The 26858-nt window shown below is 34.7% G+C and carries 26 protein-coding genes, 1 pseudogene and 1 riboswitch; of the genes and pseudogenes, 19 read left to right on the forward strand and 8 right to left on the reverse strand.

Translation table 11 applies throughout. The features are described 5' to 3' along the window. The first annotated feature begins 4 nt into the window (after window positions 1–4). Entirely contained in the window at window positions 5–586 is a 582-nt protein-coding gene (locus tag LGAS_RS01165; protein ID WP_003650774.1) for an NAD(P)H-dependent oxidoreductase, read from the forward strand. Window positions 587–730: 144 nt separating this feature from the next. Continuing rightward, a complete protein-coding gene (locus LGAS_RS01170; protein WP_003647870.1) occupies window positions 731–1144 on the forward strand; it encodes a YjdF family protein in 414 nt (137 codons plus the stop codon). A 185-nt stretch (window positions 1145–1329) separates the two neighbouring features. Here LGAS_RS01170 and LGAS_RS09780 read toward each other — a convergent pair whose 3' ends face one another. Further along, window positions 1330–1716: a putative holin-like toxin gene (locus LGAS_RS09780; protein ID WP_323131755.1), complete on the reverse strand. Its 387-nt coding sequence runs from the start codon at window positions 1714–1716 to the stop codon at window positions 1330–1332. Between LGAS_RS09780 and LGAS_RS01175 the strand changes: the two genes are divergently transcribed. From LGAS_RS01175 to LGAS_RS01190, 4 genes are all read left to right on the forward strand, one after another. Next, window positions 1642–2106 (forward strand): hypothetical protein, encoded by a 465-nt coding sequence (locus LGAS_RS01175; RefSeq protein ID WP_003650776.1) that lies wholly within the window; start codon window positions 1642–1644, stop codon window positions 2104–2106. The two genes, LGAS_RS09780 and LGAS_RS01175, sit on opposite strands and share 75 nt — an antisense overlap. Window positions 2107–2163: 57 nt before the next feature. After that, the gene (locus tag LGAS_RS01180; RefSeq protein ID WP_003647867.1) at window positions 2164–2466 is read left to right on the forward strand and encodes a hypothetical protein; all 303 of its coding nucleotides are present in this window, start codon (window positions 2164–2166) and stop codon (window positions 2464–2466) included. Beyond that, complete coding sequence (locus tag LGAS_RS01185) at window positions 2459–2740, forward strand: DUF4160 domain-containing protein (protein ID WP_003655739.1); 282 nt, start codon at window positions 2459–2461, stop codon at window positions 2738–2740. The genes LGAS_RS01180 and LGAS_RS01185 overlap by 8 nt, the downstream gene beginning before the upstream one ends. A 133-nt stretch (window positions 2741–2873) precedes the next feature. Beyond that, complete coding sequence (locus LGAS_RS01190) at window positions 2874–3287, forward strand: YjdF family protein (protein WP_003650519.1); 414 nt, start codon at window positions 2874–2876, stop codon at window positions 3285–3287. 672 nt (window positions 3288–3959) lie between these two features. Here the strand turns inward: LGAS_RS01190 and LGAS_RS01195 are convergent. The 4 genes from LGAS_RS01195 to oxc all read right to left on the reverse strand — a co-directional run bounded on the left by LGAS_RS01195 (window position 3960) and on the right by oxc (window position 8386). Beyond that, window positions 3960–4478 (reverse strand): methylated-DNA--[protein]-cysteine S-methyltransferase, encoded by a 519-nt coding sequence (locus LGAS_RS01195; protein ID WP_003647864.1) that lies wholly within the window; start codon window positions 4476–4478, stop codon window positions 3960–3962. Window positions 4479–4566: 88 nt separating this feature from the next. After that, window positions 4567–5079, reverse strand: coding sequence for a hypothetical protein (locus tag LGAS_RS01200; protein WP_003649502.1), 513 nt, complete (start codon window positions 5077–5079; stop codon window positions 4567–4569). A 206-nt stretch (window positions 5080–5285) separates the two neighbouring features. Continuing rightward, window positions 5286–6644: a formyl-CoA transferase gene (frc, locus tag LGAS_RS01205; protein ID WP_003647862.1), complete on the reverse strand. Its 1359-nt coding sequence runs from the start codon at window positions 6642–6644 to the stop codon at window positions 5286–5288. A gap of 5 nt (window positions 6645–6649) precedes the next feature. After that, window positions 6650–8386 carry an oxalyl-CoA decarboxylase gene (gene oxc / locus LGAS_RS01210; RefSeq protein ID WP_003650515.1) on the reverse strand — a complete coding sequence of 579 codons (1737 nt, stop codon included), beginning with the start codon at window positions 8384–8386 and terminating at the stop codon, window positions 6650–6652. Between the two features lie 356 nt (window positions 8387–8742). On the opposite strand from oxc, the gene LGAS_RS01215 reads away from it, so the two are divergent. The 3 genes and pseudogenes from LGAS_RS01215 to eno all read left to right on the forward strand — a co-directional run bounded on the left by LGAS_RS01215 (window position 8743) and on the right by eno (window position 11715). Next, on the forward strand, window positions 8743–9924 hold the full coding sequence (locus LGAS_RS01215) for an AEC family transporter (protein WP_003647861.1): 1182 nt from the start codon (window positions 8743–8745) through the stop codon (window positions 9922–9924). Between the two features lie 62 nt (window positions 9925–9986). Continuing rightward, complete coding sequence (locus LGAS_RS01220; RefSeq protein WP_003647860.1) at window positions 9987–10250, forward strand: hypothetical protein; 264 nt, start codon at window positions 9987–9989, stop codon at window positions 10248–10250. 45 nt (window positions 10251–10295) lie between these two features. Beyond that, window positions 10296–10356: riboswitch (Fluoride riboswitch) on the forward strand. 71 nt (window positions 10357–10427) lie between these two features. After that, window positions 10428–11715, forward strand: a pseudogene (eno, locus tag LGAS_RS01230) (phosphopyruvate hydratase). Window positions 11716–11799: 84 nt separating this feature from the next. Here the strand turns inward: eno and LGAS_RS01235 are convergent. Next, window positions 11800–12516, reverse strand: coding sequence for a DUF4097 family beta strand repeat-containing protein (locus tag LGAS_RS01235; RefSeq protein ID WP_003647858.1), 717 nt, complete (start codon window positions 12514–12516; stop codon window positions 11800–11802). A gap of 82 nt (window positions 12517–12598) precedes the next feature. Between LGAS_RS01235 and LGAS_RS01240 the strand changes: the two genes are divergently transcribed. Further along, complete coding sequence (locus tag LGAS_RS01240; RefSeq protein WP_003650504.1) at window positions 12599–13051, forward strand: hypothetical protein; 453 nt, start codon at window positions 12599–12601, stop codon at window positions 13049–13051. Between the two features lie 23 nt (window positions 13052–13074). On the opposite strand, the gene LGAS_RS01245 is transcribed toward LGAS_RS01240, so the two are convergent. Both LGAS_RS01245 and LGAS_RS01250 read right to left on the reverse strand, forming a co-directional pair. Next, a complete protein-coding gene (locus tag LGAS_RS01245; RefSeq protein WP_003650501.1) occupies window positions 13075–13518 on the reverse strand; it encodes a hypothetical protein in 444 nt (147 codons plus the stop codon). Between the two features lie 158 nt (window positions 13519–13676). Beyond that, a complete protein-coding gene (locus LGAS_RS01250) occupies window positions 13677–15092 on the reverse strand; it encodes a C69 family dipeptidase (RefSeq protein ID WP_003647856.1) in 1416 nt (471 codons plus the stop codon). 149 nt (window positions 15093–15241) lie between these two features. Between LGAS_RS01250 and glyA the strand changes: the two genes are divergently transcribed. From glyA to cshA, 9 genes are all read left to right on the forward strand, one after another. After that, window positions 15242–16477 carry a serine hydroxymethyltransferase gene (gene glyA / locus LGAS_RS01255; protein WP_003650493.1) on the forward strand — a complete coding sequence of 412 codons (1236 nt, stop codon included), beginning with the start codon at window positions 15242–15244 and terminating at the stop codon, window positions 16475–16477. Between the two features lie 123 nt (window positions 16478–16600). After that, on the forward strand, window positions 16601–18832 hold the full coding sequence (locus LGAS_RS01260; RefSeq protein WP_003647855.1) for an alpha-galactosidase: 2232 nt from the start codon (window positions 16601–16603) through the stop codon (window positions 18830–18832). Between the two features lie 259 nt (window positions 18833–19091). Then, window positions 19092–20084 carry a tryptophan ABC transporter substrate-binding protein gene (gene trpX / locus LGAS_RS01265; protein WP_003647854.1) on the forward strand — a complete coding sequence of 331 codons (993 nt, stop codon included), beginning with the start codon at window positions 19092–19094 and terminating at the stop codon, window positions 20082–20084. Then, window positions 20081–20980, forward strand: a complete 900-nt coding sequence (locus LGAS_RS01270; RefSeq protein ID WP_003647853.1) for an ABC transporter permease — start codon at window positions 20081–20083, stop codon at window positions 20978–20980. The genes trpX and LGAS_RS01270 overlap by 4 nt, the downstream gene beginning before the upstream one ends. Then, window positions 20973–21737, forward strand: coding sequence for an ABC transporter ATP-binding protein (locus tag LGAS_RS01275; RefSeq protein WP_003647852.1), 765 nt, complete (start codon window positions 20973–20975; stop codon window positions 21735–21737). The genes LGAS_RS01270 and LGAS_RS01275 overlap by 8 nt, the downstream gene beginning before the upstream one ends. An 84-nt stretch (window positions 21738–21821) precedes the next feature. Then, window positions 21822–23435: an APC family permease gene (locus LGAS_RS01280; protein WP_003651879.1), complete on the forward strand. Its 1614-nt coding sequence runs from the start codon at window positions 21822–21824 to the stop codon at window positions 23433–23435. 117 nt (window positions 23436–23552) lie between these two features. Next, entirely contained in the window at window positions 23553–23804 is a 252-nt protein-coding gene (locus LGAS_RS01285; protein WP_003647850.1) for a type B 50S ribosomal protein L31, read from the forward strand. Window positions 23805–23969: 165 nt separating this feature from the next. Next, window positions 23970–25337 (forward strand): UDP-N-acetylmuramoyl-tripeptide--D-alanyl-D-alanine ligase, encoded by a 1368-nt coding sequence (locus LGAS_RS01290; protein WP_003651882.1) that lies wholly within the window; start codon window positions 23970–23972, stop codon window positions 25335–25337. Between the two features lie 15 nt (window positions 25338–25352). Then, the gene (cshA, locus tag LGAS_RS01295; RefSeq protein ID WP_003647849.1) at window positions 25353–26810 is read left to right on the forward strand and encodes a degradosome RNA helicase CshA; all 1458 of its coding nucleotides are present in this window, start codon (window positions 25353–25355) and stop codon (window positions 26808–26810) included. Window positions 26811–26858 lie beyond the last annotated feature (48 nt).

The raw sequence follows: 26858 nt of genomic DNA on the forward strand, positions 1-26858 counted from the left end.
TTTTATGGATTGCTTGATTATTTATTGTCATCCCTACGATAAAAGTTTTAATCATGCTGTACTAGAAAATGTAGGAAATAATTTAAGACAAAATAATAAGGATTACAAATTAATAGATTTGTACAAAGATGGTTTTGTTCCAATCTATGATCTCGAAGAAATGCGCTTGTTTCATACCGGACAGACACATGATCCTTTAGTAAAAAAGTATCTTAGTTGGTTGAAAGAAACACCAGAAGTGATTTTTATTACTCCATTTTGGTGGAATGGAATTCCTGGAATGTTAAAAGGATTTATTGATAAAGTCATGAAAGAAGGACAAGGACTGTCACATACAGTTACGAAAACTGGTATCCATGGTGAACTAACTAATGTTAAACATACATATGTTTTTACTACTTCAACTTCTCCAACATTTTATTTGAAACTGTTTTTAGGAAATGGTATTAAAAAAATTTTTGTTAATAAGACTTTAAAACAGCTGGGGATGCAAGATCGTCATTGGTACAATTTTGGTGGTGTAAGTACTTCTTCAGTAGGTAGACGTAAAAAATATTTGGATAAAATTGCAAAAATGAATTTATAAATAATTTAAGATATAATTTTCCCTAAGGAAAGTAAAAACACGATTCGGTTGGTAGTCCGAATGTATAATTATTAACTTTATATCAGTAACCTTCCTCCTAGGATGTCCATCTTTCCTAATAAATTTTATTAGGAGGAACGCATTATGATTAAAGGTGAATTGACTATCATTTTTGATGATCCGTTTTACAAAGCAATTTTTGAACGGATTGATGGTACTAATTATGAAGTAGCGCAGGTTAATTTAGGAGCATCCCTGCCACATATGCCAGAGATACTTAAGTTGGTAAACTTTCATTATTCGAAATTGCATTTTTATCAAACTACGGTGGAGAAAGAAAAGATTTATCATGTTAATCCTAAGAGAGCACAAAGATTAGCTCATAAGGTTACTCAAAAGAAAATTATTGGTACCAAAGCACAGCAAGCTTTGAAAAAGCAGTTTGAACAGTCAAAGATAGCCAAGAAAAAGGCAAATAAGGATAGGAAACGTAAAGAACAAGAAAAACGTTTCTTCCAAAAACAAGCTAAACGTCGAGAAAAACATCGTGGTCATTAATGCAAAAAAGCTCGCAATTGATTTTGCGGGCTTTTAGTTTAAAAAATATGCTATAATCTAAGTAAAGAAAAAGGAGATCCGAGGATCTCCTTTGCAGCCCGCTTTAAGAGCGGTGGTTTTAAACGTTAATTTTTGCGATGAACGCTACTCAATAACTGGCCAAAGTTATACATTGAGCGGCGTTTTTATTTTTTGTGGTGGTCGATATAGGTTAGCAAAGCTAGCACAAACGTACCAAACAAAAGCATTAAAGAATGCTTTCGTAAACCGACATGGTTGAACCCTTTCTGCAGTGTATTGACCATAGGCCTTACCTCCGGGAGGGAAAACAACCGCCGCTCATAAAACTTTCTGCAAAGATTAGTATAGCGAAAATTTGTTCGTGACGAAAGACGAACAAGATAAAAATTTAAATAAAAAATTAAAGCTCCCAACAAAAATTGGGAGTTTTTTGCGTAATAAGGATTAGAAACAAAATTTTTAGTAGAAGAGGAAAAATGATGAAATATATTAAAAAAATGTTTACTGATCCAAATATGTACAATGAAGTTGAATTTAGTAAGAAGATTCATGAAGATAATGTCTTATTAAAAATAATGCAAGAAATTCTTCCTGAAGAACGTATTGTATCAGTCGGATTTCGTTTTCCCGAAGATAAGGACAATCGAAATATCTTTGCTAAAACTTCTGATGGAGAAACCATAATAATTGGACTGCTTGTAGCTGATAAAGAAACTTGGCCGAGTGGCTTAAATTATTTCCAAAATATGTTAAAAGATGAAGTTTATCGTTTTATGAGAAATGAATTGTTGCTTTGTAGAACTTATTTTATTTTGTTAACGCCTGTAGATCCATGGAAAAATGGAAGGGAGAAATATACTATTTCATTTCGAAATGAGCAATCAGAAGAATTGACTGAGATGCTTAAATCTCGGTTAGTTGTTGTTTGTCCAGAGAATTAATAACTAATAGCTTTGCGTAATTTAGATATAGATAGGTAAAATAGAAAGGAGAAGATAATGATTTTACTGATGAGAAAAGGTGAGAGAATGTTATATCCATATGCTGAATTTCCAGGAAGATTAATTGTTACTTATACACAACCTTTAAAAGACAAAAATGGTGCTGTTAAGGTTGAAGTTAATTTCGAGTTGCCTACTGATGATGGTTTTAGTGAGGCACGTTATACCTTACCAGATTATAGTTGTTTATATAATGACGGTTTTACACCTTCTGAAACCAAGAGAAATGAAAAAATATTGCATAATAATGCAAAATTGATTTTAGCAGCTGCACGAGAGAAAGAAGAGACAAATGCCTAATTATTTTACTTATGCAGGTTATAAACTATATTTTTGGTCAAATGAAGGTGATGAGCCGATTCATGTTCATGTGACTAAAGGCCACCCTAATCCAGCATCTACAAAATTTTGGATTTTAGAGGATGGTACTGTGCAAATGGCAAATAATAAAGCTGAATTGTCTAAAAAAGATTTAAAGAAAATAACAGCTTTCTTGGAAGCTAATATTGACGAAATCTGCGATACATGGAAGGATTATTTTAGATTAGATAAAATATCTTTTTATAAAGATTAAGGTATAATACTTTCTATGGAAAGTAAAAACACAATTCGGTTGGTAGTCCGAATATATAATCATATAGCTTTATATCAGTAACCTTCCTCCTAGGATGTCCATCTTTCCTAATATTTTTTAGGAGGAATGCATTATGATTAAAGGTGTATTAACTATCGTCTTTGATGAGCCGTTTTACAAGGCTATTTTTGAGCGAATTGATGGAAACAGTTATAGCGTAGCGCAAGTTAATTTAGGTACATCATTACCGCGTATGCCAGAAATTATTTATTTAGTGAATCGAAAGTATTCAAAATTGAATTTCTACAGAACCACAATTGAAAATCGAGCAGATCGTCACATTAATCCAAAAAGAGCTCAACGCTTGGCGCATACAGCTACGCAACAAAAGCAAATTGGGACTAAGGCACAAATAGCCTTAAAAAAACAATTTGAAGAATCGAAAATAATTAAGAAGATGAGTGTTAAAGAAAATAAACAGCTTGAAAAGGAAAGAAAATTTCTAAAAAAGCAGGCTAAAAAACGTGAAAAACATCGAGGTCATTAATGCCAAAAAGCTCGCACCTAAGTGCGAGCTTTTTATTATGCTGAGTTATATTCTTAATTATTACCATATTAATCCTATAAGCGAGACGATGATTTCACTGACTAGTACTAACAAAACATTCACTAAAATTCCTTTAAACGTACTTTCTTTATGAGGATTATTAACGAAGGTTCTAGTTGAACGATAAACTAGTGGAATGGTAAGTAAAGTGCCTAAAGCAAACGTAGGTAGATAGTGCAATACAATACTTAAAACTAAGCATGACGCTAATAGTTGTAGAAACAAGGGTTAATAGAATAATTACATTTCTAGCCCATTTTCGAGAAATGTTGAATTTTTCTAAAATGTTATTGTAACTAGTAACGTGATTTTTTATAACGAAGAGTATATTGATTGTGACCATTGACGGCTAAATGAAAAGAAATTACGGCTAGGAAAAGCCAAAGGCAATAAGAGTGCATAAGAAATTAATGTTCCAACGGAAAAACATATTTTAGTAAAGCCATCTGATAACTTCATTAAGTTAGTTCCAATTAATTCAAAAAATAATAGCTAAAGCTAATTCTAAGTAATACAAAATAAATTCTTGCTTGATTTAATTCATTTTGTATTATATCGGTGATTTTTTTGATTTGTAGACTTGTAATTATAAAAACTCTCGCGAGGTTTGAATTAATGATTAATGTGATTCTTAAATTGACTAATATCAACTCCCTCGAGTCTAAGCAATTTAATTTTCTTATCAATTCCAGCAGCATATCCGGTTAAATTATGGTTAACGCCAACAACTCTATGGCAAGGAACAATAATACAAATATGATTTCGACCAACAGCTCCGCCAGTAGCTCTGATAGGTAAGTGTTCTTTATCTTTAGCTACTTGGACAGCGATTTTTTTGTAAGTTATAGTTGTTCCATAAGGAATTTTTAGTAAGGCCTGCCAAACTCTTTTCTGAAAATCAGTACCAGTAAAGTGTAATTGAGGAGTAAAAGTAGGCTCTTTTCCTTGAAAATAAATATCTAACCATTTTTTAGCAGAAACTAGATATTCGTTTTCTCCTTCGGAATAGTTTTTTGCAAGAATATCTCCATAGTAACGATCAGTATCTAGCCATAGCCCAACTAGACCTTGCTCGTCACTAGCGAGCAATATTTTTCCAATAGGTGAATTGTAGTAAGAAATAGTTTTCATTGAAATATATCTTTTTTCAGTTTATCCGTAATTAATTTTTTGTCTGACAAAAAAGACCAGTGACTTGAAACGTTCACTGGTCTTTTCATTATTTAGCGATCTTATGTACCTTATGTGCAATGACCATTTCTTTATTACGGTCAGTATAAATCGCATCTTTTAGATAATTCAAAGGTTGTCTTAACAAACCTTTATTAGCTAAGAATAAAAAATCTGCATGATGATGATTCAAATGACGCAAATATCTTTTAGCGTTCTTAATCTTAGCGTGATGCTCTAAAGCAAGTTTGGGCTCAAAGTCAGTAATCTTGTGTTCAGCATTATATACTGGCGTAACTTTGTGATGCCACTTGTCGATATGGTGGGTATTATGTGCACCAATTTCTTTACTTGCCTTAACAATGTCTTTTTTAGTGGCTAAATTATCTTGATGCTTTAACTGTGAGTTTTTGTCATAGTAGTAATTTCCAAGGCCATCTTGACGATAAAGTTGCAAATTCTTTAATGACTTATCTTTATTATCAACAGTTACCTTCAGAACATCGCCATTTTTATGATTCATAAGATACATATCATGGTCAATTGTATAATTATCCTTCATGACTAAAATATCCACCTCTTTTATTTATATCTGAATGATATTATAGCCACATTTTAAGAGAAAGTATAGTGATTAAGTTATAGTTTTAATCAATTATTAAATTAGTTAAACTTTATTAATAATTAAAAATATTATTACGCTAAAAGGCAGTTAGAAATTAATTCTAGCCGCCTTTTAGTGTATATACTTAAATTTATTAATCTTAATTAGTGTTCTTTTCCATCAATAATAACGTGAACACGTGGATTCTTTGGACCCTTAGCTTTAGAAATAACGCCCTTGTTAACTAAATCTTCGATTTGATCTGCATCATAACCAAGTTCAGTTAAGATTTCCTTGTTGTTTTCGCCAAGGTCAGGTGCTCTATCATAAGCTGGCTTGTAGTTCGAAAGACTGAATGGTAAACCAATAGTCTTGAACTTACCACGATTACCACCTTGGTCGATAGTAACGATTGTACCATCGCTATTTAGATCAGGATCGTTTTCAAGTTCATGCCAGTCTAAAACTGGTCCAACTGGAACGCCAGCAGCACCAAGCTCTTTAGTTAAAGTGTATTTATCGTATTGCTTAGTGTAGGCTTCGATTAATGGATATAATTCTTCTTTGTGTAATTGACGGTGTTGCCAGTCAACAAATCTTGGATCCTTTTCCCATTCTGGGTGACCCATAGCTTCACACATTTTATCCCATTTCTTATTTTCATTTTGAATAACGATATATACATATGCATTAGGATCAGTTTCCCAACCTTTAGCCTTGTAAGTCCAGCCGATAACTTGTCCACCTTCGGTGTTCTCAGCACGAGGAATTGCCTTGCCCCACTTCCAATTTGGGTAAACTGCGTAGTGAGGTAGAGCACCCAAGTTGTCAAGCATAAGTTGGTCACGTAATTTAATACGGCAAAGGTTAAGAACAGCGTCTTGCATTGATTGGTAAACAAAAGTACCTTCACCGGTGTGTTCACGTTGCAATAAGGCAGCTAAAATACCGATAGCTAAGTGCATACCAGTGTTTGAATCACCTAGGGCAGCTGCAGATTGAGTAGGAACATTGTTTACGCCTTTGTTCCAACCAGTTGCAGATGCAGAACCACCAGCAGCTTGAGCAACGGGCTCAAATGCCTTAACATTTTCAAAACGTGAACCTTCATTAAATCCCTTTAATGAAGCATAGATCAATCTAGGATTAATAGAGTGAAGCTTTTCCCAGCCAAAGCCGTTACGATCAGCTGATCCTGGTGCAATGTTTTCAACAAAGACATCAGCTTTTTTAGCTAAGTCATACATAATCTTTTTACCTTCAGGAGTCTTAATATCCAAAGTTAGAGATCTCTTATTGGCGTTTAATTGTAAGTAGTAAAGACTCCAAGAATCTTTAATATCAAGCAATTCATTTCTAGTTGGGTCACCAGTATTAGTACGTTCAATTTTAATAACATCGGCACCAAGCCAAGCTAAAAGTTGAGTACATGATGGGCCTGATTGGACTTGAGTCCAGTCGACAATTTTAATACCTTTTAATGGAGCATATTCATTTTGTTCATTTTTTTCGTTTTCGCTCATTTTAATTACTCCTTATCAATTTTCTTTTGTTCAGCTTCTTCAAGAGGCTTTAAGTTTAATTCTGGGTTTAAATTACCGATGTGGCCTGATTCTTTACCCATTGAAGGATCAATTTGAACGTTGATAATACTTGGACGACCTGATTCAACGGCTGTAGCAAAAGTATCTTTCATTTCTTGATAGTTAGTTACGTAGTAATTGTCACCACCGAAGGCCTTAGCGATTAGGTCATAGCGACCAGTTGGATCAAGCGTAGTTGGACCTAATTGATCTGGAACAACATTGTCAACACCATTGTAAATACCACCATTGTTAATAACGACAACAGTAATAGGTAAATTGTAACGGCACATTGTTTCAACATCCATACCGTCAAAGCCAAATGCACTGTCCCCATCTAAGGCAACGACATGCTTACCAGTTTCAACAGCAGTAGCAATGGCATAACCCATGCCAACGCCCATGACGCCCCAAGTACCAGTATCAAGTCTGTGGCGAGGAAGTTTCATACCAATCATGTCACGACCAATATCAAGCGTATTAGCACCTTCACTTACAAGGTAGGTGTCTGGATGTTCTTGGAAGTAATCATTAATAGGTTCGATAGCGCCGTAATATCCAAATTCTGGGTTAGTTTCACCAGCCTTAATTCTTTTAGCGAACTTAGCGTCATTCTTAGCAGTATCTTGAGCAATTGCATCAAGCCAGTCAGAAGGTACCTTGTAGCCAGTTGCAGTAAGAGCTGGAACTAATTTGTTTAAAATAGAGGTTAAGTCACCTTGAAGTGGTGCAGAAATCTTTTGAGCAGAATCAAATTGAGTTGCGTCGATGTCTAATTGGATAAATTTAGCCTCTGGGTTAAATTGTGGTGCATCACCATATGAAAGCATCCAGTTTAATCTTGCACCAATTAAAATTACTACATCTGCATTCTTTAATGATAATGAGCGGGCAGCAGCGGCAGAGTGTTTGTCGTCATCTGGGACAAGACCTTTAGCCATTGACATTGGTAAGAATGGAATATCAGTCTTGTTAATCAATTCTTGAACTTGCTTTTCAGTTCTGTCATAAGCAGCACCTTTACCAAGAATGATCAAAGGTTTTTTAGCTTGCTTAATGATGTCAACTGCGCGGTTGATTGCATCGTCACTTGGTTCTTGAAGTGGAGCTGGGTCAACTAACTTGTAGACGCCCATGTTCTTTTCGCCAAGGTCATCATTGAGTTGGGCAATAGTGTCAGCTGGTAAATCAAGGTAAACACCACCTGGTCTACCAGATACAGCAGTACGAATAGCGCGTGCGACTGCTAAACCAACATCTTGTGCTCTATCAACACGGTAAGCTTTTTTACAGAAAGGCTTAGCAACGTTGTATTGATCTAAACCTTCGTAGTCACCTTGAGCTAAGTCGATAATATGACGTTCTGAAGAACCAGAAATCATAATTAATGGGAAACAGTTCTTAGTAGCTTGTGCTAAAGCAGTTAATCCATTCAAAAAACCTGGTGCGGATACAGTCATTGCTACACCAGGTTTTTTAGTTAAAAATCCGGCAGCTGCAGCAGCGTCTACGGCTGAGTCTTCACGACGAAAGCCATAATACTTCATTCCTCTTAATTCAGCTAATCTAGCCAAATCAGTAATCGGAATACCTACAACTCCGTATAGGTTGTTAATACCATTTTTTTGCAAAGCGTCAATTAATAAACTGGCACCAGTTCTATTTAAAGAGTCATCTACCATAACGTAACCTCCATGGTAATGATAATTACTATTTTATATAAAAGCGCTATTCCAAAATGGGATGCGTACAACTAATTTATAACTTTTTTGAATTTGTTAGCAAGAAAAAAACTATAAAAAAACTTCTATTTCAATATAAAAAGCGCTTTCTAAGGCCGCGGATACAATAGATATCTTCTATTAATAGTTTCTTATATATTGCTTCTACTACACAGTGAATTTTAAATAACGATTTTGTCAGAATTATGAAATTGTTTTACTTGCTAATATTTGGATAAAGTCTATATTTAACTTGTGATGAAGAAAGTTTTCATCGGGAGTAATTAAACTGATCAGAATATGAACGAGGTATAAAGATGATTAGTATCTTAGTAAATGACATAATCCCTATTTTAGTGATTATGTTACTCGGTTATCTCTGCGGAAAGTTTTACTTTTTCGATAATGATCAGAGACAAGGACTAAATAAATTAGTGCTTGATATCGCATTACCAGCAGCTTTATTTATTTCAATTGTTAAAGCTACCAGAAAAATGTTTGCGCAAGATATCGTATTAACGTTGATTTCTATTGTTGGTGTTGTTGGGCTATTTATGCTGAGTTATTACTTAGATAAATTGCTCTTCCATAGAACGACGCAGCAAGCAGCTGTTTGTGCTTTGATTGCAGGTTCTCCAACAATTGGGTTCCTTGGTTTTGCTGTGTTAGATCCTATTTATGGGAATAATGCAACAACTAACTTAGTTATTGGAATTGTATCGATTGTGGTTAATGCTATTACCATTCCATTGGGATTAGCTTTAATTAACAAAGGACAAACTTTAACTAAGAAGAAGGCTAACGCAAATCCAAATAATAAGGGAACTAAGGTTGAAGTAGAAGACATAAAGGGAAAGGGCTTAAATAAGACTAAGAAGAAGGTCGTAGTAACTATTCCCGATGGTGTTCCAGTTACTGATGCAGAAGCTAAGGCTTTGAAAGAAAAGGGTATTGAGCGTGAAATTGATTTAGCTCGTGCAGAAATTGCTGATCATGCTGATGAGCCTCATCAGCCGATGAATCCAACTTTAAAATCAGTTATTAATGCAATTAAACAACCGGTTGCAGCGGCTCCATTAATTGCAGTTATTCTAGTTTTAATTGGAATTAGAATTCCTACATCTTGGGCACCAACTTTTGATTTAATTGCCAAGGCTAACGCTGGTGTTGCTGTTTTAGCAGCTGGTCTTGCTTTGTCTACAGTTAAGTTTTCAATTGACAAAGAAGTTATTTGGAATACTTTCTTTAGACTATTCTTAACACCAGCAGTGATTGTTGCAGCAGCATATCTTTGTGGTATGGGATCAGATCCTACCAAGATTTCAATGCTTTGTTTGGCAACTGGATTGCCACCAGCATTTTCTGGAATTATTATTTCTAGTCGCTACAACATCTACGTTAAAGAAGGTGCAAGTTCAGTTGCAGTTTCGACTGTCTTCTTCGCAGTAAGCTGTATTTTCTGGATTTGGCTATTACCAATTTTGGCACATATGTTTTAAACAGAATTTATATATAATTAAAGGGCAGGCTTTTAACCTGTCTTTTTTATTAGGAATAGAAAATGATAGATAATAAAAACTTACTAAAGATTCTGCGGACTGAGCTTAGAAAAATGAGTGATAGGAAAAGGCTCAAATTTTTAACTTATAAGAAAGATCGAAGTATTACTGTGGAAAAGACTGGGGATAGCTTTGAGGTTATTGAAAATGGCTATCGCAAAATTGCTTGGCATAATCTAACTGAAGCAGAAGTTTTAAAGCAAATAAAGAAAGTGCAGAAGATAGAATTTCCTCGAAGCAATAAGTTGTATTTAGTAAGAAATTAAAAAAGTACTTGTAAAATACTTTCCTCTGATTTATACTAAGCCGTGAATTGAATAGGCGATGACGGTCGCCATTAAACGAGCAAAATCTAATGACGTCTACTATTTACCTACACAAGTTGTGTAATTGATAGTAGGCGTTTTTAATTTTGCTCTTTTTTGTTTTGGGAGGTAAAAATTATGACTGTTTATATTGAAAAAGTTCGCGCAATGGAAATTTTTGATTCTCGTGGCAATCCAACTGTTGAAGTTCATGTTGCACTTTCTGATGGTACTATTGCAAAATCTGAAGTTCCATCAGGTGCATCAACTGGTGAGAAAGAGGCTGTTGAGTTGCGTGATGGCGGTGAATGCTTGGATGGAAAAGGGCGTTATGAATGCCGTAAATAATGTTAATACTGAAATTAATGAAGCTTTAAAGGGAAGAAGTCCATATAACCAAGCTGCAATTGATAATTTAATGATTAAGTTAGATGGTACACCGAATAAGGCACGGCTTGGTGCTAATGCAATCTTAGGTGTTTCAATGGCAGTTGCGAGAGCTGCAGCAAAATCTAAGAATGAACCTTTATATCGCTATTTAGGTGGCTGTGACTTAGAGTTACCACAAACTTTCCACAATGTTATTAACGGTGGAAAACATGCGGATAATGGAATCGATATTCAAGAATTTATGATTACACCTGTGAATAAGACTTCATTTAGAGATGGCTTTGAAAAAATTGTTAACACTTATCATACTTTAAAGAAAGTTATTGAAGATGCTGGCTTTGAAACTGGTCTAGGAGATGAAGGTGGCTTTGCTTCTAATTTAAAGAGTTCTGAAGAAGCTTTGAGAATGCTCCAAGAAGCTATTAAAAAAGCTGGTTATGAACCAGGAAAGGATATAGCAATCGCTTTTGATGCAGCTGCTAGTTCTTTCTATAACAAGGAAGATGGCAAGTATCATTTTGAAGGCCACGTTTGGGATGGAGAAGAGATGCTTGCATATTATGACAAGCTTTTGACAGAATTTCCTGAGATTATTTCTGCAGAAGATCCATTTGATGAAAATGACTGGGATAACTTTGAAAAGTTTACTGCTAAATTTGGCGACAAGATCCAAGTAGTGGCAGACGATAACGTATGTACTAACCCTAAGCTAGTTAGAAAAGCTATTAAAGATAAGTTATGTAATGCAGTATTAATTAAGGTTAACCAAATCGGTACAATTACTGAAACTTTAGAAACAATTAGATTAGCTAGAAAGAATAATATGACTACGATGGTTTCTCACCGCTCAGGTGAAACTGGAGATACATTTATTGCTGACTTTACAGTTGCTACTAATGCGGCTGAATTAAAATCAGGTGCTCCAGCACGTAGTGAACGTGTTGAAAAATACAATCGTTTATTAGAAATTGAACAAGAAATAGGTGTAGAAAATGAACGCCTGGCACACTTTCCAAACGATGTGGATATGGACTAAAAATAGATAATAAAAAATAATAATTAGAAATAATACTTCAAACATAAAAAAGACGGATCATATTGATCTGTCTTTTTTTACTCACTATTTGATTTTAATATCGCCGTCTTGTGTAGAAGCAATTAATACATTGGAGCTATTTTTATTTTCTATAAAAGTGCTGCTTGAGGAGCTATCTTTGACCTTAATATCCCCATCGCTTGTATCAAGCCTATAACCGGTGAAGGAAGAATTACTTACCTTGATATCCCCATCATCTGTATTAACTTTAAAACCATTTTTGCTGATTAATTTATTGATGTTAATGTCGCCATCATTTGTATTTATTTTGCCATTTGGAGCTCTTAAGTTAGTGATGTCAATATCCCCATCATTTGTAGCAACAGATATTGAATTGGTAGTTGCGATATTTTCAACTTCAATATCGCCGTCATTAGTGGACAAAGTCACATTTTTCAAAAGCTGCTTAGGTACCGTAATGGCAATTGTAAGATCACTATTAACATGATGGACGCCAGAAGCCGATTGTTTAATAGTTAATACACCGTTTTTTCTATTAACAATTGGTTTTAAATTTTTAGGTCCAGCATATTCGACTTTATATTTATCGCCGTATTTAACAGAAATATCGGAAATAGCTACCGAAACTGCCAGCTTATTAAAACCTTGATTACTGATCGTGGTTCTGATTTCCGGTTTACTATCATTATGGTCTGAAACAATAATACTGCAGGCTGAAAGCAGGATTACTAGTGAAGATAATAAGGGGATTAAGATAAACTTTTTATTATTATTTTTCATAATAAACTCCTAAGATATAGTTAGAATTAATTATCTTATATTTATTAAACGAAGTAAATTAAATGAATAACGAGGAGATATTATGAAAAAATTACCACCGATTCAGAAAATTTTAGAAGCTTATACGGCGATTGTGGATAAACATGTGAATTTAACAAAAGATCAGGCAGAAGTAGCTTCATCTAATGGAGCAAAAACTTATACAGTAAATTGGGATGATAATGAGTACCATTCAAATGATAATGCAACTTATTGGCAAGGATATGCCGGTTATCCTGTAATTGCCGTTTTAATGCTACAGGGGAAATTGCCATTTAATCAAAAACTAGCTGATAATTTTAAATCCGTTAATTGGAATGAAATAAATTCAAAGTTTAAGCGTAACTATGCCAAGGCTGCTACTGAGGTTATTAAGAAAAAAGGGCTTGATGAAAATGAAGTAATGGCAGAACTTGGAGCTGTTTATGAAGACTTAAAAAAGTTACCAATTACAATTAAGCGCGGTTCTCTTAGGCCACCTAAGGCGAGAAAATAATTAAGAAGTATATTATTTTTATCTTACTCCTTATTTTCTAGCCACTTCTTATATATTTGAATTAGATCTGTATTAATAGGGTCTTTTTCAGCTTCAGGATTATCTTGATTTTTAACCATGATCATCCCTGCCAAGACGTTAGGATCATCAGGAAAATCTGGTCGATTATTAGCAATTACAATATTAGTAGGATAACCATAGCCAGCATTACGTTCTTCTTTTAGATAATGACGACAGTTTATCTCAAGTTTTGTTCCAGGATTTAATATTCCTAGACTTTTAAATCCTTTAGTTAAATTGAATAATAAATATTCTGGTAATTTTAAATCTGTATTACTCAGATCCTGGCAATCTTGCATGTATACTACAGGACGATAATAGAATGTTCCATTGCTATCAACACTTTGTTGAATACCGTAGCGATGAAATGTTCCGATAACTTTAACACTTTCGTAAGTTCCTTGCATATTATGTTTCCTCTTTATCTTTTTAGATTTATTTTTCACATTATTATATACGCAAAAAATACTAAAAATTTTTTATTTTTGAGAGGATAATATTCTAGATTATAAAAAAACGTTGAGTTTAACGCTCAACGTTTTTTACATCAATAAGTTTTTACAAATTAATCAAGTAAATCATACTTCAAAGTCATTAAACCATGACCTTCGTTAACCATGTTTCCTAATAATTCAACAGTATTATCGTAGACAGTATCAGCCATCTTTTGGTTTGCTTCATTTAGCTTATCTTGAAGTTCGTCGCCAGAGTATTTTTTGGCTTCTTTATCAGTTTCATGTTGGATCTTGTGGCACTGTGCAAGACTCTTTTGTTCAAAGTCAGCTTCTAATTCGCCATAAACGCGGAAGTTAATATCACCTAGCTGAGCAGTTAACTTGTTTAACCAGAAAATCTTATTTAGATCAAACTTAGGACCAGTTTGAAAGCTTGCTGGAGTAGTAGTGATATTAGTGTAGAAAGGAACCATGCTGTTAAAAGTATTTGGACCAAAAGCTAACCATTGAACACCAGCGATTTTCTCAGGAACATCATTTCTAATTTGTAAGATATGGGTTTCAAAGTTTCTGTTAATACCAATTGGACGGAATGTCTTCTTCTGTTCAGCACTTCCTTGATCACCATATGCGTCAAAAGGCGTGTCTTGGTAATGAGAACTTTCTGCCCATTTGATATCTTCAATGCTGATCTTACGATTAGCGTGGCAGATGAAGGGTTGATTTTGATCACTTGGTTCACCGCCAAAGTCGGGATCAAAATAATTGTGAATATACCAAGCGCGTGGATTGTTGTAGTGAGCATCTTTAATTGTAGAAGAGCCAAAGATATGACGTAAATTGTAGCCTTCAAGATCAGGATTTAAGTGGTATTCTTCAATTAAATTCTTAAGATCTTTTGAAGATGCAAAGTCATCGTCATCGAAGTGAAATTCATCGATATTTAGTCGGTTAGGAGCAATTACATAAGCATCGTCTGGAATACGGCGAGCTGCCCAGTGGTGGCCACCAATAGTTTCAAGATACCAAATTTCATCTTTATCAGAAAATGCCATACCATTCATTTCGTAGGTACCGTATTTTTCTAGTAAATATCCTACTCGTTCAACTCCTTCGTATGCAGAATGAATATAAGGTAGAGTCAGAGTTACAAAATCTTCTTCACCTAAGCCACCTTCTTCAAGCAATGGATCAATTCCTTGAATACGTGAGTTGGTAGTAATAGTTTCAGTTGCAGTCATAGCAATATTGTCTGAATTGATACCAGCAGCTGCCCAAATTCCGTTTTTTCCAGATGCATCAGGTGCACTAGTGTAGCGAAGAGGGTTAGAAAGAAGGTCTGCGTCATCAATCTTTTGGTGGCTAATAACACTTTCGTAATGTTTAGGTTGATCCTTTGGCATTACAACTTCGAATCTTTCAGGAATAATAGTACGACCGCCATCTTCACTACGAGCAATCATTGTTGAGCCATCAATAGTTGCATTTTTTCCAACTAAGATAGTAGTACATTCGGTTTGCTTCATTAAAAAATCTCCTTTTCTGTTAACGTATTTATTTATATTCTAAAAGATCTTTCTAATGTAAAGCAAACCTTGAAGCTAAATTTACAACAAATATAAGGTATAATTTGGGTAAAGCGAAAAGATTCTGAAAGCATGGGAGGAATTAATCGATGAATTATGGAGAAAAGGCGCCAGCACTTTGGGATGCAATTAAGAATGAAGAAAAAAGGCAAGAAGATACAATAGAGTTAATTGCATCAGAAAATATTGTTTCCGATGCTGTCAGAGAAGCACAAGGATCTGTGTTAACGAATAAATATGCAGAAGGATATCCGGGCAAAAGATATTACGGTGGGTGCCAATATATTGATCAAGTAGAACAATTGGCGATTGACTATGCTAAAAAATTATTCAATGCGGAATATGCAAATGTTCAACCACATTCTGGTTCACAAGCTAATATGACGGTTTATAATGCTCTATTAAAGCCGGGAGACACAATTTTAGGGATGGGAATGGATGCTGGTGGGCATCTTACTCATGGCTCAAAGGTTAATTTTTCAGGAAAAATTTTTAATTCTGTTAGTTATGATTTAAATCCGGAAACTGAAGAATTAGATTTTGAAAAAATTAGACAAATTGCCTTAGAAAATAAACCAAAATTAATTATCGCCGGAGCTTCGGCATATAGCAGAATTATTGACTGGCAAAAATTCCGTGAAATTGCGGATGAAGTTGGTGCTTATTTGATGGTTGATATGGCACATATTGCTGGGTTAGTTGCTACAGGAGCTCATCCAAGTCCAATTCCTGTCGCAGACGTAGTTACTACTACTACTCATAAGACTTTACGTGGACCACGGGGCGGAATGATTTTATCTAACAATAAAAAATTAGGTAAAAAGATTGATTCTGCTCTTTTCCCAGGTACTCAGGGTGGACCATTAGAGCATGTAATTGCTGCCAAGGCACAAGCTTTTTATGAAGATCTGCAGCCAGAATTTTCTACATATATTGAGCAAGTGGTTAAAAATGCCCAAGCAATGGCGGACGAATTTAAAAAGAGTGAAAATATTCGCGTAGTATCAGGCGGAACCGATAATCACTTAATGATTGTTGATATTACTAAAACTGGGGTAACAGGAAAAGATGCACAGAACTTGCTTGATTCTGTAAATATTACAACTAATAAAGAATCAATTCCCGGTGATACTAGAAGTCCATTTATTACTAGTGGATTGAGAATTGGAACGCCAGCAATAACTAGTAGAGGTTTTAAAGAAAATGATGCAAGAGAAGTTGCAAGAATCATTATTAAAGTTTTAGATAATCCAGAAGATAAAGATGTCTTAACAGAGGCTAAAAGTAGCGTTAAAAGCTTAGTAGATAAGCATCAAATTAAATAAGAGAGGGCAATTAGTCATAAGCTTGGCTAATTGCTTTTTTAAGGATAAGACAGGAAAAGAAGAGCTAGTTTTCAGAAAAGACGCAATATTTAGATAATTTAGCTCTTGATAAGGTAGAGACCAATGATTGATGTAATTGATAATAAATATTTTTATTTACATAATGGTGCAGTCGCATACTTATTTGGATTGTTGCCTAATCACCAATTAGAGCACTTATATTATGGTGAAGATTTAGGTGAATTATCTAAGAACGATTTAGAATATATGTCGCTTCATCCAAATAAAGCTTCTGGAACAGTGAAATATTCAAAAAAAATTAAAAATTTTACACTCGCTGATCGAATGCAGGAATTCCCAACGTACGGTACAAGCGATTTTCGTGAGGGTGCTGTAAGTATTGAAAATGAGGGCGCGTATCTATATCCTGATTTTAAATACGATCATTTTGAGATTACGACAGGTAAGAAAAGAAACTTAGATTTTCCTACTTCATATGGAAATGATAGTGAAAATTTAATTGTCTCCTTAATTGATACTGATCACCAGTTAGAATTGCAACTTTCATATAGTATTTTTGAAAACTGGTCGGCAATAGTGCGTAAGGCAACGATTATTAATCATGGTAAGCAAGAAGTTAAACTTACTAACTTGCAAAGTACAGTTCTCGATTTGCCGAATGATAGTTATGATTTTCTGCAATTATCTGGAGCTTGGACTAAAGAGCGGCATATTACAACCCGTCCGTTAACGCAAGGAATTACTAAAATTGAATCGTTAAGAGGCGCGTCAAGCCATCAAGAAAATCCTTTTATTGCACTTGTGGATAAGAATGTGACAAATGACAGTGGAAATATATATGCAAGTAATTTAATTTATTCTGGCAATTTTATTAGCCAAGTGGAAGTTGATGAATGGGGACAAAGTAGGTTGATGACCGGAATCAATCCAGCTACTTTTAAGTGGAAATTGGCACCAAATCAGGATTTTTCTACACCAGAAGCTGTCTTGTTTTACAGTAAGCAAGGCTTTAACGGCTTAATGAAGCAGACGCATAATTTTGTTAAAAAACATATTATTGATCAAAAATGGCAACAACGAGATAGACTAATTGTAATTAATAATTGGGAAGCTACTTATTTTGACTTCAATGAAGAAAAGCTGCTGAAATTGGCAGCTCAGGCTAACCAACTAGGAATTGAGTGTTTTGTTCTTGATGATGGATGGTTTGGTAAACGAGATAGTGATAACAGTTCATTAGGAAATTGGACAGTGGATAAAAGAAAGTTTCCACAAGGATTGGATCATTTCAGTGCACAGGTGCATAAAATGGGGATGAAATTTGGCTTATGGTTTGAACCAGAAATGGTTTCAGCAGATACTGAACTATATAATATGCATCCCGACTGGGTTGTTAGACATCCTTACAAGCGTTATTCAGTTGGACGCAGACAATATGTACTTGATTTTGCAAATCCAGCAGTGGTAGATAATATCTATCAGCAGATGGCTAAAATAATTGAAGATGCTCAAGTAGACTATATTAAATGGGATATGAATCGAAATATTACTGAGGCATATTCGCCGTATTTGTATTCTATTAATCATCCCCAAGGTGAAATTTTCCACAGATATATTCAAGGTGTTTATAAGTTATACGCAAAGTTATTAACAAGTTTTCCTGACCTGTTAATTGAAGGTTGCGCTAGTGGTGGCGGACGCTTTGATTTAGGAATTCTATATTATAGTCCACAAATTTGGCCAAGTGATGACAGTGATGCAGTAGAAAGATTAGATATTATGTCAGGAACCTTGTTGGCGTATCCTTTATCTACGTTTAGTAATCATGTTTCTGCTGTTCCTAACGATCAAGTAAAAAGAATAACAAGCTTAAAATTTAGACAAAATGTTGCTTGCTTTGGTCCTTTAGGATATGAGTTAGACCTAAATAAGTTATCAACAGAAGAAAAGAACCAAATTAAAAATTGGATTAGATGGTATAAAGAAAATCGTAAATTGTTGGTCAATGGAACTTTTGATCAACTATTAAAATTTGATCCCTCACAAAATACTTATGCTTGGAGTGTAAGCAATTCTAATAAACAGATTGTCGGATTTTATCGCAAACTTGCGCGACCTAATGAAACTTTAGATCAGTATCTCCCTCTTAAACATTTAAATGATCATCAAAAATATCAAATTAATTTTGATCAGATGGTATCGGGTAGAGTTTTACAAAAATTTGGATTACGTGAACCATATCAATTCAATGCTTCAAATCCTGACACTGCGCAAATTAGTGGTGACTTTCAATCGTATCTTTATCAAATAAAAACTATTGACAGAAAAATCTAAGCCAATTACAATATAGATAAATTTTTTTGAGGAGTACTTAATTATGAATACACAAGCTAATTTTATTAAGAATAATCGTTGGCAAGGCCAGTAAATCAGGTTGTTAGCTAGATGCAACCTGAAAGATTCAGATTGTATCTGTGCTGGCTGTGTATTTATTGTGGTCTGCATGGAAGAAACATGCAGACCTTTTCTTTTATAATCAAAAATGATAGGGATCTGCATGGAGTCAGATTCCTATTTTTTGTGGGGAAAAATTATGAAAAGAATGTATGGATTAATTGCAATTTTAATAACTTTTTTAGCAGTAGCTTTTTTCACTGAAAATCGTGAACAAGAAGCAGATAAAAAAGTACCGCAGGTTGGGGTTTTAACTTTAATGCATCACCCAGCTCTTGATGAAATATATCGTGGCTTTAAAGCAGAATTAAAAGAAGCAGGATATATAGATGGAAAAAATATCAAAATTGATTATCAAAACGCAAATAATGATCAAAGCAATTTGCGTACTATGGCTACTAAGTTAACTGATGAACAGTCAAAGGTACTTGTTGGAATTACGACGCCAGCTGCTCAAGCATTGGCAAATTCAACCAGTAAAACGCCAATTGTTTTAGGAGCAGTAACAAATCCAAAAGCGAGTGGTTTAGTGAAAAATGAACGCCATCCAGAATCAAATGTAACTGGAGTATCCGACGCTGCTCCGATTAAACAACAGTTAGATTTAATTAAAGAATTTATGCCTAATCTGAAAACACTAGGAGTAATTTATACTTCAAGCGATTCTTCTGCAGTTAGTGGTTTTCATGAAATTGAACAAGAATGTAAAAGAAGAAAAATAAATTTAAAGGTATTTTCAATAGCAAATAGCAATGATCTTAATCAGGTATCAGAGCAAATGTTTAGGCAGGTGGATGCGGCCATAGTACCTACTGATAATACAATTGCTGGAGCAATGGAAACTTTGGTTAAAAACGGAAATGCTGCTAAGAAACCTATTTTTCCAGCGGCTGCAACAATGGTAAAGCAAGGTGGCTTAGCAACATATAGTGTTAATCAGTACAAACTGGGGCAGATGACTGGAAAAATGACAATTGCCATTTTAAAAGGTAAAAGGGTCAGTTCATTACCAGTAGAAAGAGTTCAAAAAGGAGAACCTGTGGTTAACTTAAAAGAAGCAAAAGAATTGAATCTCCAAGCGCCACAAAGATTTCTAAAAGAGTGTCAAAGAAATGGGGTTGTGTACAGATGAATTTGATCGTATCTGCAATTGGTCAAGGATTATTATGGGCATTATTAGGCTTAGGATTATATTTAACTTTTAGAATTTTAAATTTTGCTGATATGACAGTCGAAGGAACTTTCCCATTAGGAGCAGCTGTGGCTGTTGCTAATCTTGCTCATGGAATGTCACCATATTTGGCTACTTTTTTAGCTTTGCTTGCGGGGATGCTTGCAGGGTTAGTGACCGGTTTATTATATACAAAGGGAAAAATTCCGATTTTGCTTGCTGGTATTTTGACGATGACTGCGATTTATTCAATTAACTTGAGAATTATGGGCGGTTCTAATATTTCATTAATTGGTAAGAAAACTCTGCTTAATAATGAATTTTTGAGATCTCTACCTCAGTATTTTAATAGCGTGGTCTTAGGAATAATAGTTGTAGTAATTATTACAGGAATTTTGGTTTTCTTTTTAAATACAGATTTTGGTCAAGCTTTTATTGCTACGGGAGATAATCCTAAAATGGCTAAGTCTTTAGGAATCTATACTGATTCAATGATAATTATCGGTTTAATGCTTTCAAACGGAATTGTTGCCTTGTGCGGAGCATTAATTGCGCAAAATAATGGCTATGCTGATATCAATATGGGCATTGGAACGATTGTTATTGCTTTAGCTTCAATTATTATTGGTGAAGTAGCTTTTGGAGAATTAACGTTAAATCAAAGATTAGTAGCAGTGACTTTAGGGAGTATTATTTATCGCTTAATTTTATTAGCAGTCTTACAACTAGGCTTTTCAGCTAATGATTTAAATTTAATTTCTTCAATTGTTTTGGCACTTTGCATGATGCTGCCACAATTAGAAAAAATTGTTCACTTGAAGAAGCCGATAGAGAAAGGAGTGAAGAAGCATGACTAAGCCAATTTTAGAATTAAAAGATGTAAAGACTACTGTAAAGACAGCTGATGGTGAAATAGTTCCTATTTTAAAGGGAATAGATTTAAAAATTAAAGCTGGGGATTTTATTACTATTATTGGAACGAACGGAGCAGGCAAATCTACGCTGTTGAACACTATTGCGGGTAGTTTAAGACCAGATAGTGGTTTTCTTCTCCATAATGGACTGGATATTACTAAAATGAGTGAAGAAAAGCGGACACAATTTATTGGACGTGTTTTTCAAGATCCTAAGTTGGGGACTGCTCCGAGAATGACAGTAGCGGAAAATCTTTTGTTAGCAACTAAGAGAGGTAAGAGAAGATTTTTAAGAATTAGAAAGTTAAAGCAAAACTTACCACGTTTTAAAAAATTAGCTGCAGTCATGAACAATGGCCTAGAAAATCGCTTAAATACTTTTGTAGAAGGTTTATCAGGTGGTCAAAGACAAGCTCTAAGTTTCTTAATGGCTACGATTGAAAGACCAGATATTTTGCTGCTAGACGAGCATACAGCAGCGCTAGACCCACATACAAGTGAAAATTTATTGGCAGTAACTGATCAGCAGATTAAGGAAAATAAATTAACTGCTTTAATGATTACACATCATATGGAAGACGCCTTAAAGTATGGGAACCGTCTCTTAGTTTTAAAAGATGGAAAAGTTAAAGCTGATATTAATGAAAGAGAAAAGCAAAACTTAAAAGTAGGTGATCTATATAAATATTTTGAAGATTAATATGAAAGCTAGAGCCAGTTGTCGGTTCTGCTTTTTTAGTTAAAATAATTTTTAATTGTTTTAAGCATATATTTAATAATAAAAATGGGGGAAGCTGTGAATAATAAAAGACATAAAATAAGTTTATTTTCAGCAATAATGCTAGCCCTTAATTCATTGATTGGATCGGGATGGCTCTTTGGATCGGGATCAGCAGCCAAAATTGCAGGCCCAGCAGCTATCTTGTCGTGGATAATTGGTGCAGTTATTATTATTGCAATTGCCTTGACTTATGTTGAACTTGGAGCGATGTTTCCTGAAAGTGGCGGAATGAGCAAATATGCTCAATACAGTCATGGACCCATGCTTGGCTTTATTGCTGCTTGGGCAAATTGGATTTCATTAGTAACTTTGGTACCAATGGAAGCAGTTGCTGCTGTTCAATATATGAGCTCATGGCCATGGAAATGGGCAAATTGGACTCATTATTTTATGCAAGGCGGTAATATAACGACACCTGGATTATTAGTTGTATTTGCGTTCATGATTATTTTTACTTTAATTAACTTTTGGTCGATTAAGATTATGACGCACTTTACTAATTTAATTTCTGTTTTTAAGGTTTTGCTGCCTACAATTACAATTATTATGTTATTTGCATCTAGTTTTCATCCTGCCAATTTTGGTCATGATGTAAAAACTTTTATGCCTTATGGAAGTCGAGCAATTTTTGAAGCAGCTTCTGGAGCTGGGATCATTATGTCTTATGATGCTTTTCAGACGATTATTAATATTGGTGGAGAATTAAAGAATCCACGTAAAAATATTATTCGCGGAGTTTTGATATCGATGCTGGTAACTGCAGCTATCTATATCTTGCTTCAAATAGCCTTTATTGGCGCAGTGGATCCAGCAATGATTGCTAAGAACTCGTGGCATGGAATTAACTTTGCCTCTCCATTTGCGGATATTGCAATTTTGTTAGGAATTAATTGGCTGGTTATCTTACTGTATATGGATGCTTTTGTTTCGCCATTTGGTACTGGAGTAGCTTTTGTAGCAACGGCTTCTAGAGCATTAGCTGCAATGACTCATACTAAACATTTACCAGCTTGGTTAGGTAGACTCAATCGGCGCTACTTAGTACCTCGCTTTGCAATGATTGCTGATTTAATCTTAGCGATGATCTTAGTTAGTGTTTTTAGAAATTGGAATTTACTAGCAACGGTAATCACTTGCGCAACTTTAATTGCTTATTTAACTGGGCCAGTAACTACGATCACTTTAAGAAAAATAGCTCCTGATTTAGACCGTCCATATAAGCCTGGATATATGCGATGGTTTGCTCCTTTAACATTTGTACTAACTAGTTTGGCTATTTATTGGACAATGTGGCCAACGACAATTCAAGTTATTTTGGTAATCGTGTTAGGCATCCCTATTTATTTCTATTATGAAGTTAAATATCAAAAAAGAAATTTTAAGTCGCAGTTTAAACATGCTGCTTGGCTTTTAGGTTATTTAGTATTTATCTCAATTATGTCTTATTGCGGTAGTGACGGTTTTGGCGGTCAAAACTGGATTTCATATCCTTGGGATTTCTTAGTTATTAGTATTGCATCATTACTATTCTATAAATTTGCAATCAACAGTGGCCTAGAAAAAATTGATTCTGCCGCAAGGAAAGTAAACGAAAAAATTAAGCTTGAAGAAGACTAGGAACTGAAATCGTAACTATAAAATAGCTTGAATTATAGTTAGAAAGGTGCTATTCTTAACTAGTCGTAAAATAATCTATGATCTGAAATATTGGTCATGGCAAAGGAGTATTAAACAATGAGAAAAGGGATTCATCCAGATTACCAAGAAGTTGTTTTCATGGACTCAGCAACTGGTGCTAAGTTCGTAGCTGGTTCTACTTTAAAGCCAGAAGAAACAATTGAATTTGAAGGTAAGACTTACCCATTAGTTCGTGTTGAAATTTCTTCAGATTCTCACCCATTCTATACTGGCAAGCAAAAGTTTGCACAAGCAGATGGTCGTATCGAAAAATTCAACAAGAAGTACGGTATTTCTTCAAAGAACTAATAATTCTTGGTATTTTTTACCAAAAGAGCAGCCCACTTTGGACTGCTCTTTTTTCATGATTAACGTGGTATAATTCTTATTGATATGCACGTGACCTTTTTCTGATAAGTGTAAATCAGTATAATATGGTTACATGCAATTTTAGGTAGGAGTAATTTATTTATTATGAAAATGCAACTTGCTGAGATCGCCAAAGCATTAAATAGTTCAGTTAATATGGGAGAAGATAAGGTCATCACTTCTGTTGTTTTTGATTCAAGAAAAGCAACTCCCAATTCTTTATTTATCCCATTAGCAGGTGTAAGGGATGGACATGATTTTGTATCTAATGCAATGGCAAATGGAGCAGAAGCAACTTTATGGAAAAAAGGCCATGAAGGTAAGCCAACTGATGTGCCAGTTATTGAAGTTGAGGATCCATTAACAGCACTTCAATCTTTAGCTAAATATTACTTAGGTAAAGTTAACCCAACTGTTGTTGGTATTACTGGTTCTAACGGTAAGACTACAACTAAGGATATGGTTGCAGCTGTTTTAGCTAAAAGATTTAATGTTCATAAGACACAAGCCAATTTTAATAATGAAATTGGTGTTCCTGTAACCATTTTAGAGATGAAACCATCCACTGAGATTCTAGTACTTGAAATGGGGATGGATCGCCCAGGACAATTACATCATTTAAGTGAATTAGTAAGACCCGATGTTTGTGTAATTACCATGATTGGTGAAGCTCACATCGAATTCTTTGGTACTAGGGATAAAATTGCTGATGCTAAGATGGAAATTACTGATTTCTTAAAAGAAGACGGTAAGTTTATTTATAACGGTGATGAACCATTGTTAGAAGAACGCGCAGCTAAGATTAAGCAAGACAAGAGTACTTTTGGATTTAGAGAAGAAGATACTGTTTTTGCAACTACTTTTAGATCTTACATGCACCACGCTACTTTTGAAATAAATGATTCAGAGCAGCAGTTCAAAATTCCAATGATTGGTAAGCATAATGTGTCTAATGCTCTTGCGGCAATTAGCGTAGGACGTCACTTTGGCGAAAATGATGAGCAAATTGCTCAAGCATTGGCTAACTTTACTCCAACTGCAAACAGAATGCAGTGGAAAAAGGGAGACGTAGGCGAAGCAATTATGGATGATGTTTACAATTCAAATCCAACTGCAGTTAAGGCTGTTACTACTTCATTTGGCCAGGTGATGGTTCAAGATGGTGGACGTAGAATTGCAGTCTTGGGTGACATGTTAGAACTTGGGGATGAATCTGCTGAACTTCATGCTTCACTTGCTAATGCCTTAGATCCAGCAATTATTAACGAATTATATTTATATGGTCCAGAAATGAAGAATTTGTATGATGCACTTGTTGATAAATATCCAGCAGCAAACTTGCATTATTATCCACAAGATGAAATGAATCATATGATTGATGACTTAAAGAATGATATTAAGCCAGCTGATATTGTCATGCTAAAAGGATCACATGGAATGCATTTAGAAAAGGTTTTAGACCGCCTAATGTAGGAAGGAATTAGATATTTGAAATTTTCTGAAATGAACTTGAAACCTGAAATTTTAAAAGCTATTAAGCGTTCAGGTTTTGAAGAAGCTACCCCAATTCAAGAAAAAACTATTCCCTTGGTTTTAGAGGGAAAAGATGTAATTGGTCAGGCACAAACTGGTACTGGTAAAACTGCTGCTTTCGGTTTGCCAATTTTACAGAATTTAGATAAGCAACATGACTCGATTCAAGCAATTGTTATTGAGCCAACACGTGAGCTCGCTATTCAAACCCAAGAAGAATTATTCCGTTTAGGTCGGGATGAAAAAGCTCGTGTTCAGGTTGTTTATGGCGGGGCAGATATTCGTCGTCAAATTCGTGCTTTAAAGCAAACCCCAGCAATTTTAGTAGGAACACCGGGACGATTACTAGATCACTTGAAACGTGGAACAATTGATATTTCTAAAGTGAAAACGATTGTTTTAGATGAAGCAGATGAAATGCTTGATATGGGATTTATTCAAGATATTGAAAGTATCTTGAATTATGCTTCAAGTAAACATCAAACGTTGCTTTTCTCAGCAACGATGCCTAAGCCAATTTTACGAATTGGTGAGAAATTTATGCATGATCCCGAAATTGTAAAAATTAAGGGAAAAGAACTAACTGCTAATTTAATTGATCAATATTTTGTAAGAGCAAAAGAAAACGAAAAGTTTGATATTCTATGTCGTTTGATTGATGTTCAAAATCCTGACTTAGCTGTTATTTTCGGCAGAACTAAAAGACGTGTTGATGAATTAACGCGTGGATTACAAGCTCGTGGCTATAATGCTGCGGGAATTCATGGTGATCTTTCTCAAGCTAAGCGAATGAGTGTTTTAAAGAGATTCCGTAAAGGTAAGCTTGATATTTTAGTAGCAACTGACGTGGCTGCGCGCGGATTAGATATTTCTGGGGTAAGTCACGTTTATAACTATGATATTCCACAAGATCCAGATTCTTATGTTCACCGTATTGGTAGAACTGGACGTGCTGGTCAAAACGGAATGTCAGTAACTTTTGTTACTCCAAATGAAATTGGCTACATGCGTACTATTGAACAATTAACGCATAAAAAGATGATGCCTCTCAAACCGCCAACAGATGAAGAAGCATTTAAGGGACAATTGAGTGCAGCAAATAAGAAGGTAACAGAATTATTAGATGGTGATCTTTCTAAATATACTACAGAAGCATCACAACTACTTGATGATTATTCTGCAGTGGATTTAGTAGCTGCCTTGTTAAAGAATTTATCTAAAGATGCTGAAAGCGTAAAGGTAAAGATTACACCTGAAAAACCATTGCCATTTAAATCAAAGCACGGTAACAGTAATCACCATTTTAAACGTAACTTCAAGCGTGGTGGCGATCGAAATGAAAGATATCATCGTAAGCCGAATGCCCGTCGTGGTGGTAGAAAACATGACTTTGTAATTAAGAAAAAAGACTAGTTTTTAATTGGGAGCTGTAGTTGCTACAGCTCTTTTTTGTAATATAAT

It is taken from the genome of Lactobacillus gasseri ATCC 33323 = JCM 1131 (assembly GCF_000014425.1).
Classification (GTDB): Bacteria; Bacillota; Bacilli; order Lactobacillales; family Lactobacillaceae; genus Lactobacillus; species Lactobacillus gasseri.

Excerpts from the sequence above, each read along its gene's own strand:
- LGAS_RS01280 (WP_003651879.1), top strand. The coding sequence starts at position 21,822 with ATGGGGGAAGCTGTGAATAATAAAAGACATAAAATAAGTTTATTTTCA.
- LGAS_RS09780 (WP_323131755.1), bottom strand. The coding sequence starts at position 1,716 with ATGAATCTTCTTACTAAATTCAACTTCATTGTACATATTTGGATCAGT.
- LGAS_RS01240 (WP_003650504.1), top strand. The coding sequence starts at position 12,599 with ATGAAAAAATTACCACCGATTCAGAAAATTTTAGAAGCTTATACGGCG.
- trpX (WP_003647854.1), top strand. The coding sequence starts at position 19,092 with ATGAAAAGAATGTATGGATTAATTGCAATTTTAATAACTTTTTTAGCA.
- LGAS_RS01190 (WP_003650519.1), top strand. The coding sequence starts at position 2,874 with ATGATTAAAGGTGTATTAACTATCGTCTTTGATGAGCCGTTTTACAAG.
- LGAS_RS01220 (WP_003647860.1), top strand. The coding sequence starts at position 9,987 with ATGATAGATAATAAAAACTTACTAAAGATTCTGCGGACTGAGCTTAGA.
- oxc (WP_003650515.1), bottom strand. The coding sequence starts at position 8,386 with ATGGTAGATGACTCTTTAAATAGAACTGGTGCCAGTTTATTAATTGAC.
- LGAS_RS01275 (WP_003647852.1), top strand. The coding sequence starts at position 20,973 with ATGACTAAGCCAATTTTAGAATTAAAAGATGTAAAGACTACTGTAAAG.
- LGAS_RS01200 (WP_003649502.1), bottom strand. The coding sequence starts at position 5,079 with ATGAAGGATAATTATACAATTGACCATGATATGTATCTTATGAATCAT.
- LGAS_RS01250 (WP_003647856.1), bottom strand. The coding sequence starts at position 15,092 with ATGAAGCAAACCGAATGTACTACTATCTTAGTTGGAAAAAATGCAACT.
- glyA (WP_003650493.1), top strand. The coding sequence starts at position 15,242 with ATGAATTATGGAGAAAAGGCGCCAGCACTTTGGGATGCAATTAAGAAT.
- LGAS_RS01165 (WP_003650774.1), top strand. The coding sequence starts at position 5 with ATGGATTGCTTGATTATTTATTGTCATCCCTACGATAAAAGTTTTAAT.
- frc (WP_003647862.1), bottom strand. The coding sequence starts at position 6,644 with ATGAGCGAAAACGAAAAAAATGAACAAAATGAATATGCTCCATTAAAA.
- LGAS_RS01185 (WP_003655739.1), top strand. The coding sequence starts at position 2,459 with ATGCCTAATTATTTTACTTATGCAGGTTATAAACTATATTTTTGGTCA.
- LGAS_RS01235 (WP_003647858.1), bottom strand. The coding sequence starts at position 12,516 with ATGAAAAATAATAATAAAAAGTTTATCTTAATCCCCTTATTATCTTCA.
- LGAS_RS01195 (WP_003647864.1), bottom strand. The coding sequence starts at position 4,478 with ATGAAAACTATTTCTTACTACAATTCACCTATTGGAAAAATATTGCTC.
- LGAS_RS01285 (WP_003647850.1), top strand. The coding sequence starts at position 23,553 with ATGAGAAAAGGGATTCATCCAGATTACCAAGAAGTTGTTTTCATGGAC.
- LGAS_RS01175 (WP_003650776.1), top strand. The coding sequence starts at position 1,642 with ATGATGAAATATATTAAAAAAATGTTTACTGATCCAAATATGTACAAT.
- LGAS_RS01270 (WP_003647853.1), top strand. The coding sequence starts at position 20,081 with ATGAATTTGATCGTATCTGCAATTGGTCAAGGATTATTATGGGCATTA.
- LGAS_RS01260 (WP_003647855.1), top strand. The coding sequence starts at position 16,601 with ATGATTGATGTAATTGATAATAAATATTTTTATTTACATAATGGTGCA.
- LGAS_RS01245 (WP_003650501.1), bottom strand. The coding sequence starts at position 13,518 with ATGCAAGGAACTTACGAAAGTGTTAAAGTTATCGGAACATTTCATCGC.
- LGAS_RS01170 (WP_003647870.1), top strand. The coding sequence starts at position 731 with ATGATTAAAGGTGAATTGACTATCATTTTTGATGATCCGTTTTACAAA.
- LGAS_RS01180 (WP_003647867.1), top strand. The coding sequence starts at position 2,164 with ATGATTTTACTGATGAGAAAAGGTGAGAGAATGTTATATCCATATGCT.
- LGAS_RS01290 (WP_003651882.1), top strand. The coding sequence starts at position 23,970 with ATGAAAATGCAACTTGCTGAGATCGCCAAAGCATTAAATAGTTCAGTT.
- LGAS_RS01215 (WP_003647861.1), top strand. The coding sequence starts at position 8,743 with ATGATTAGTATCTTAGTAAATGACATAATCCCTATTTTAGTGATTATG.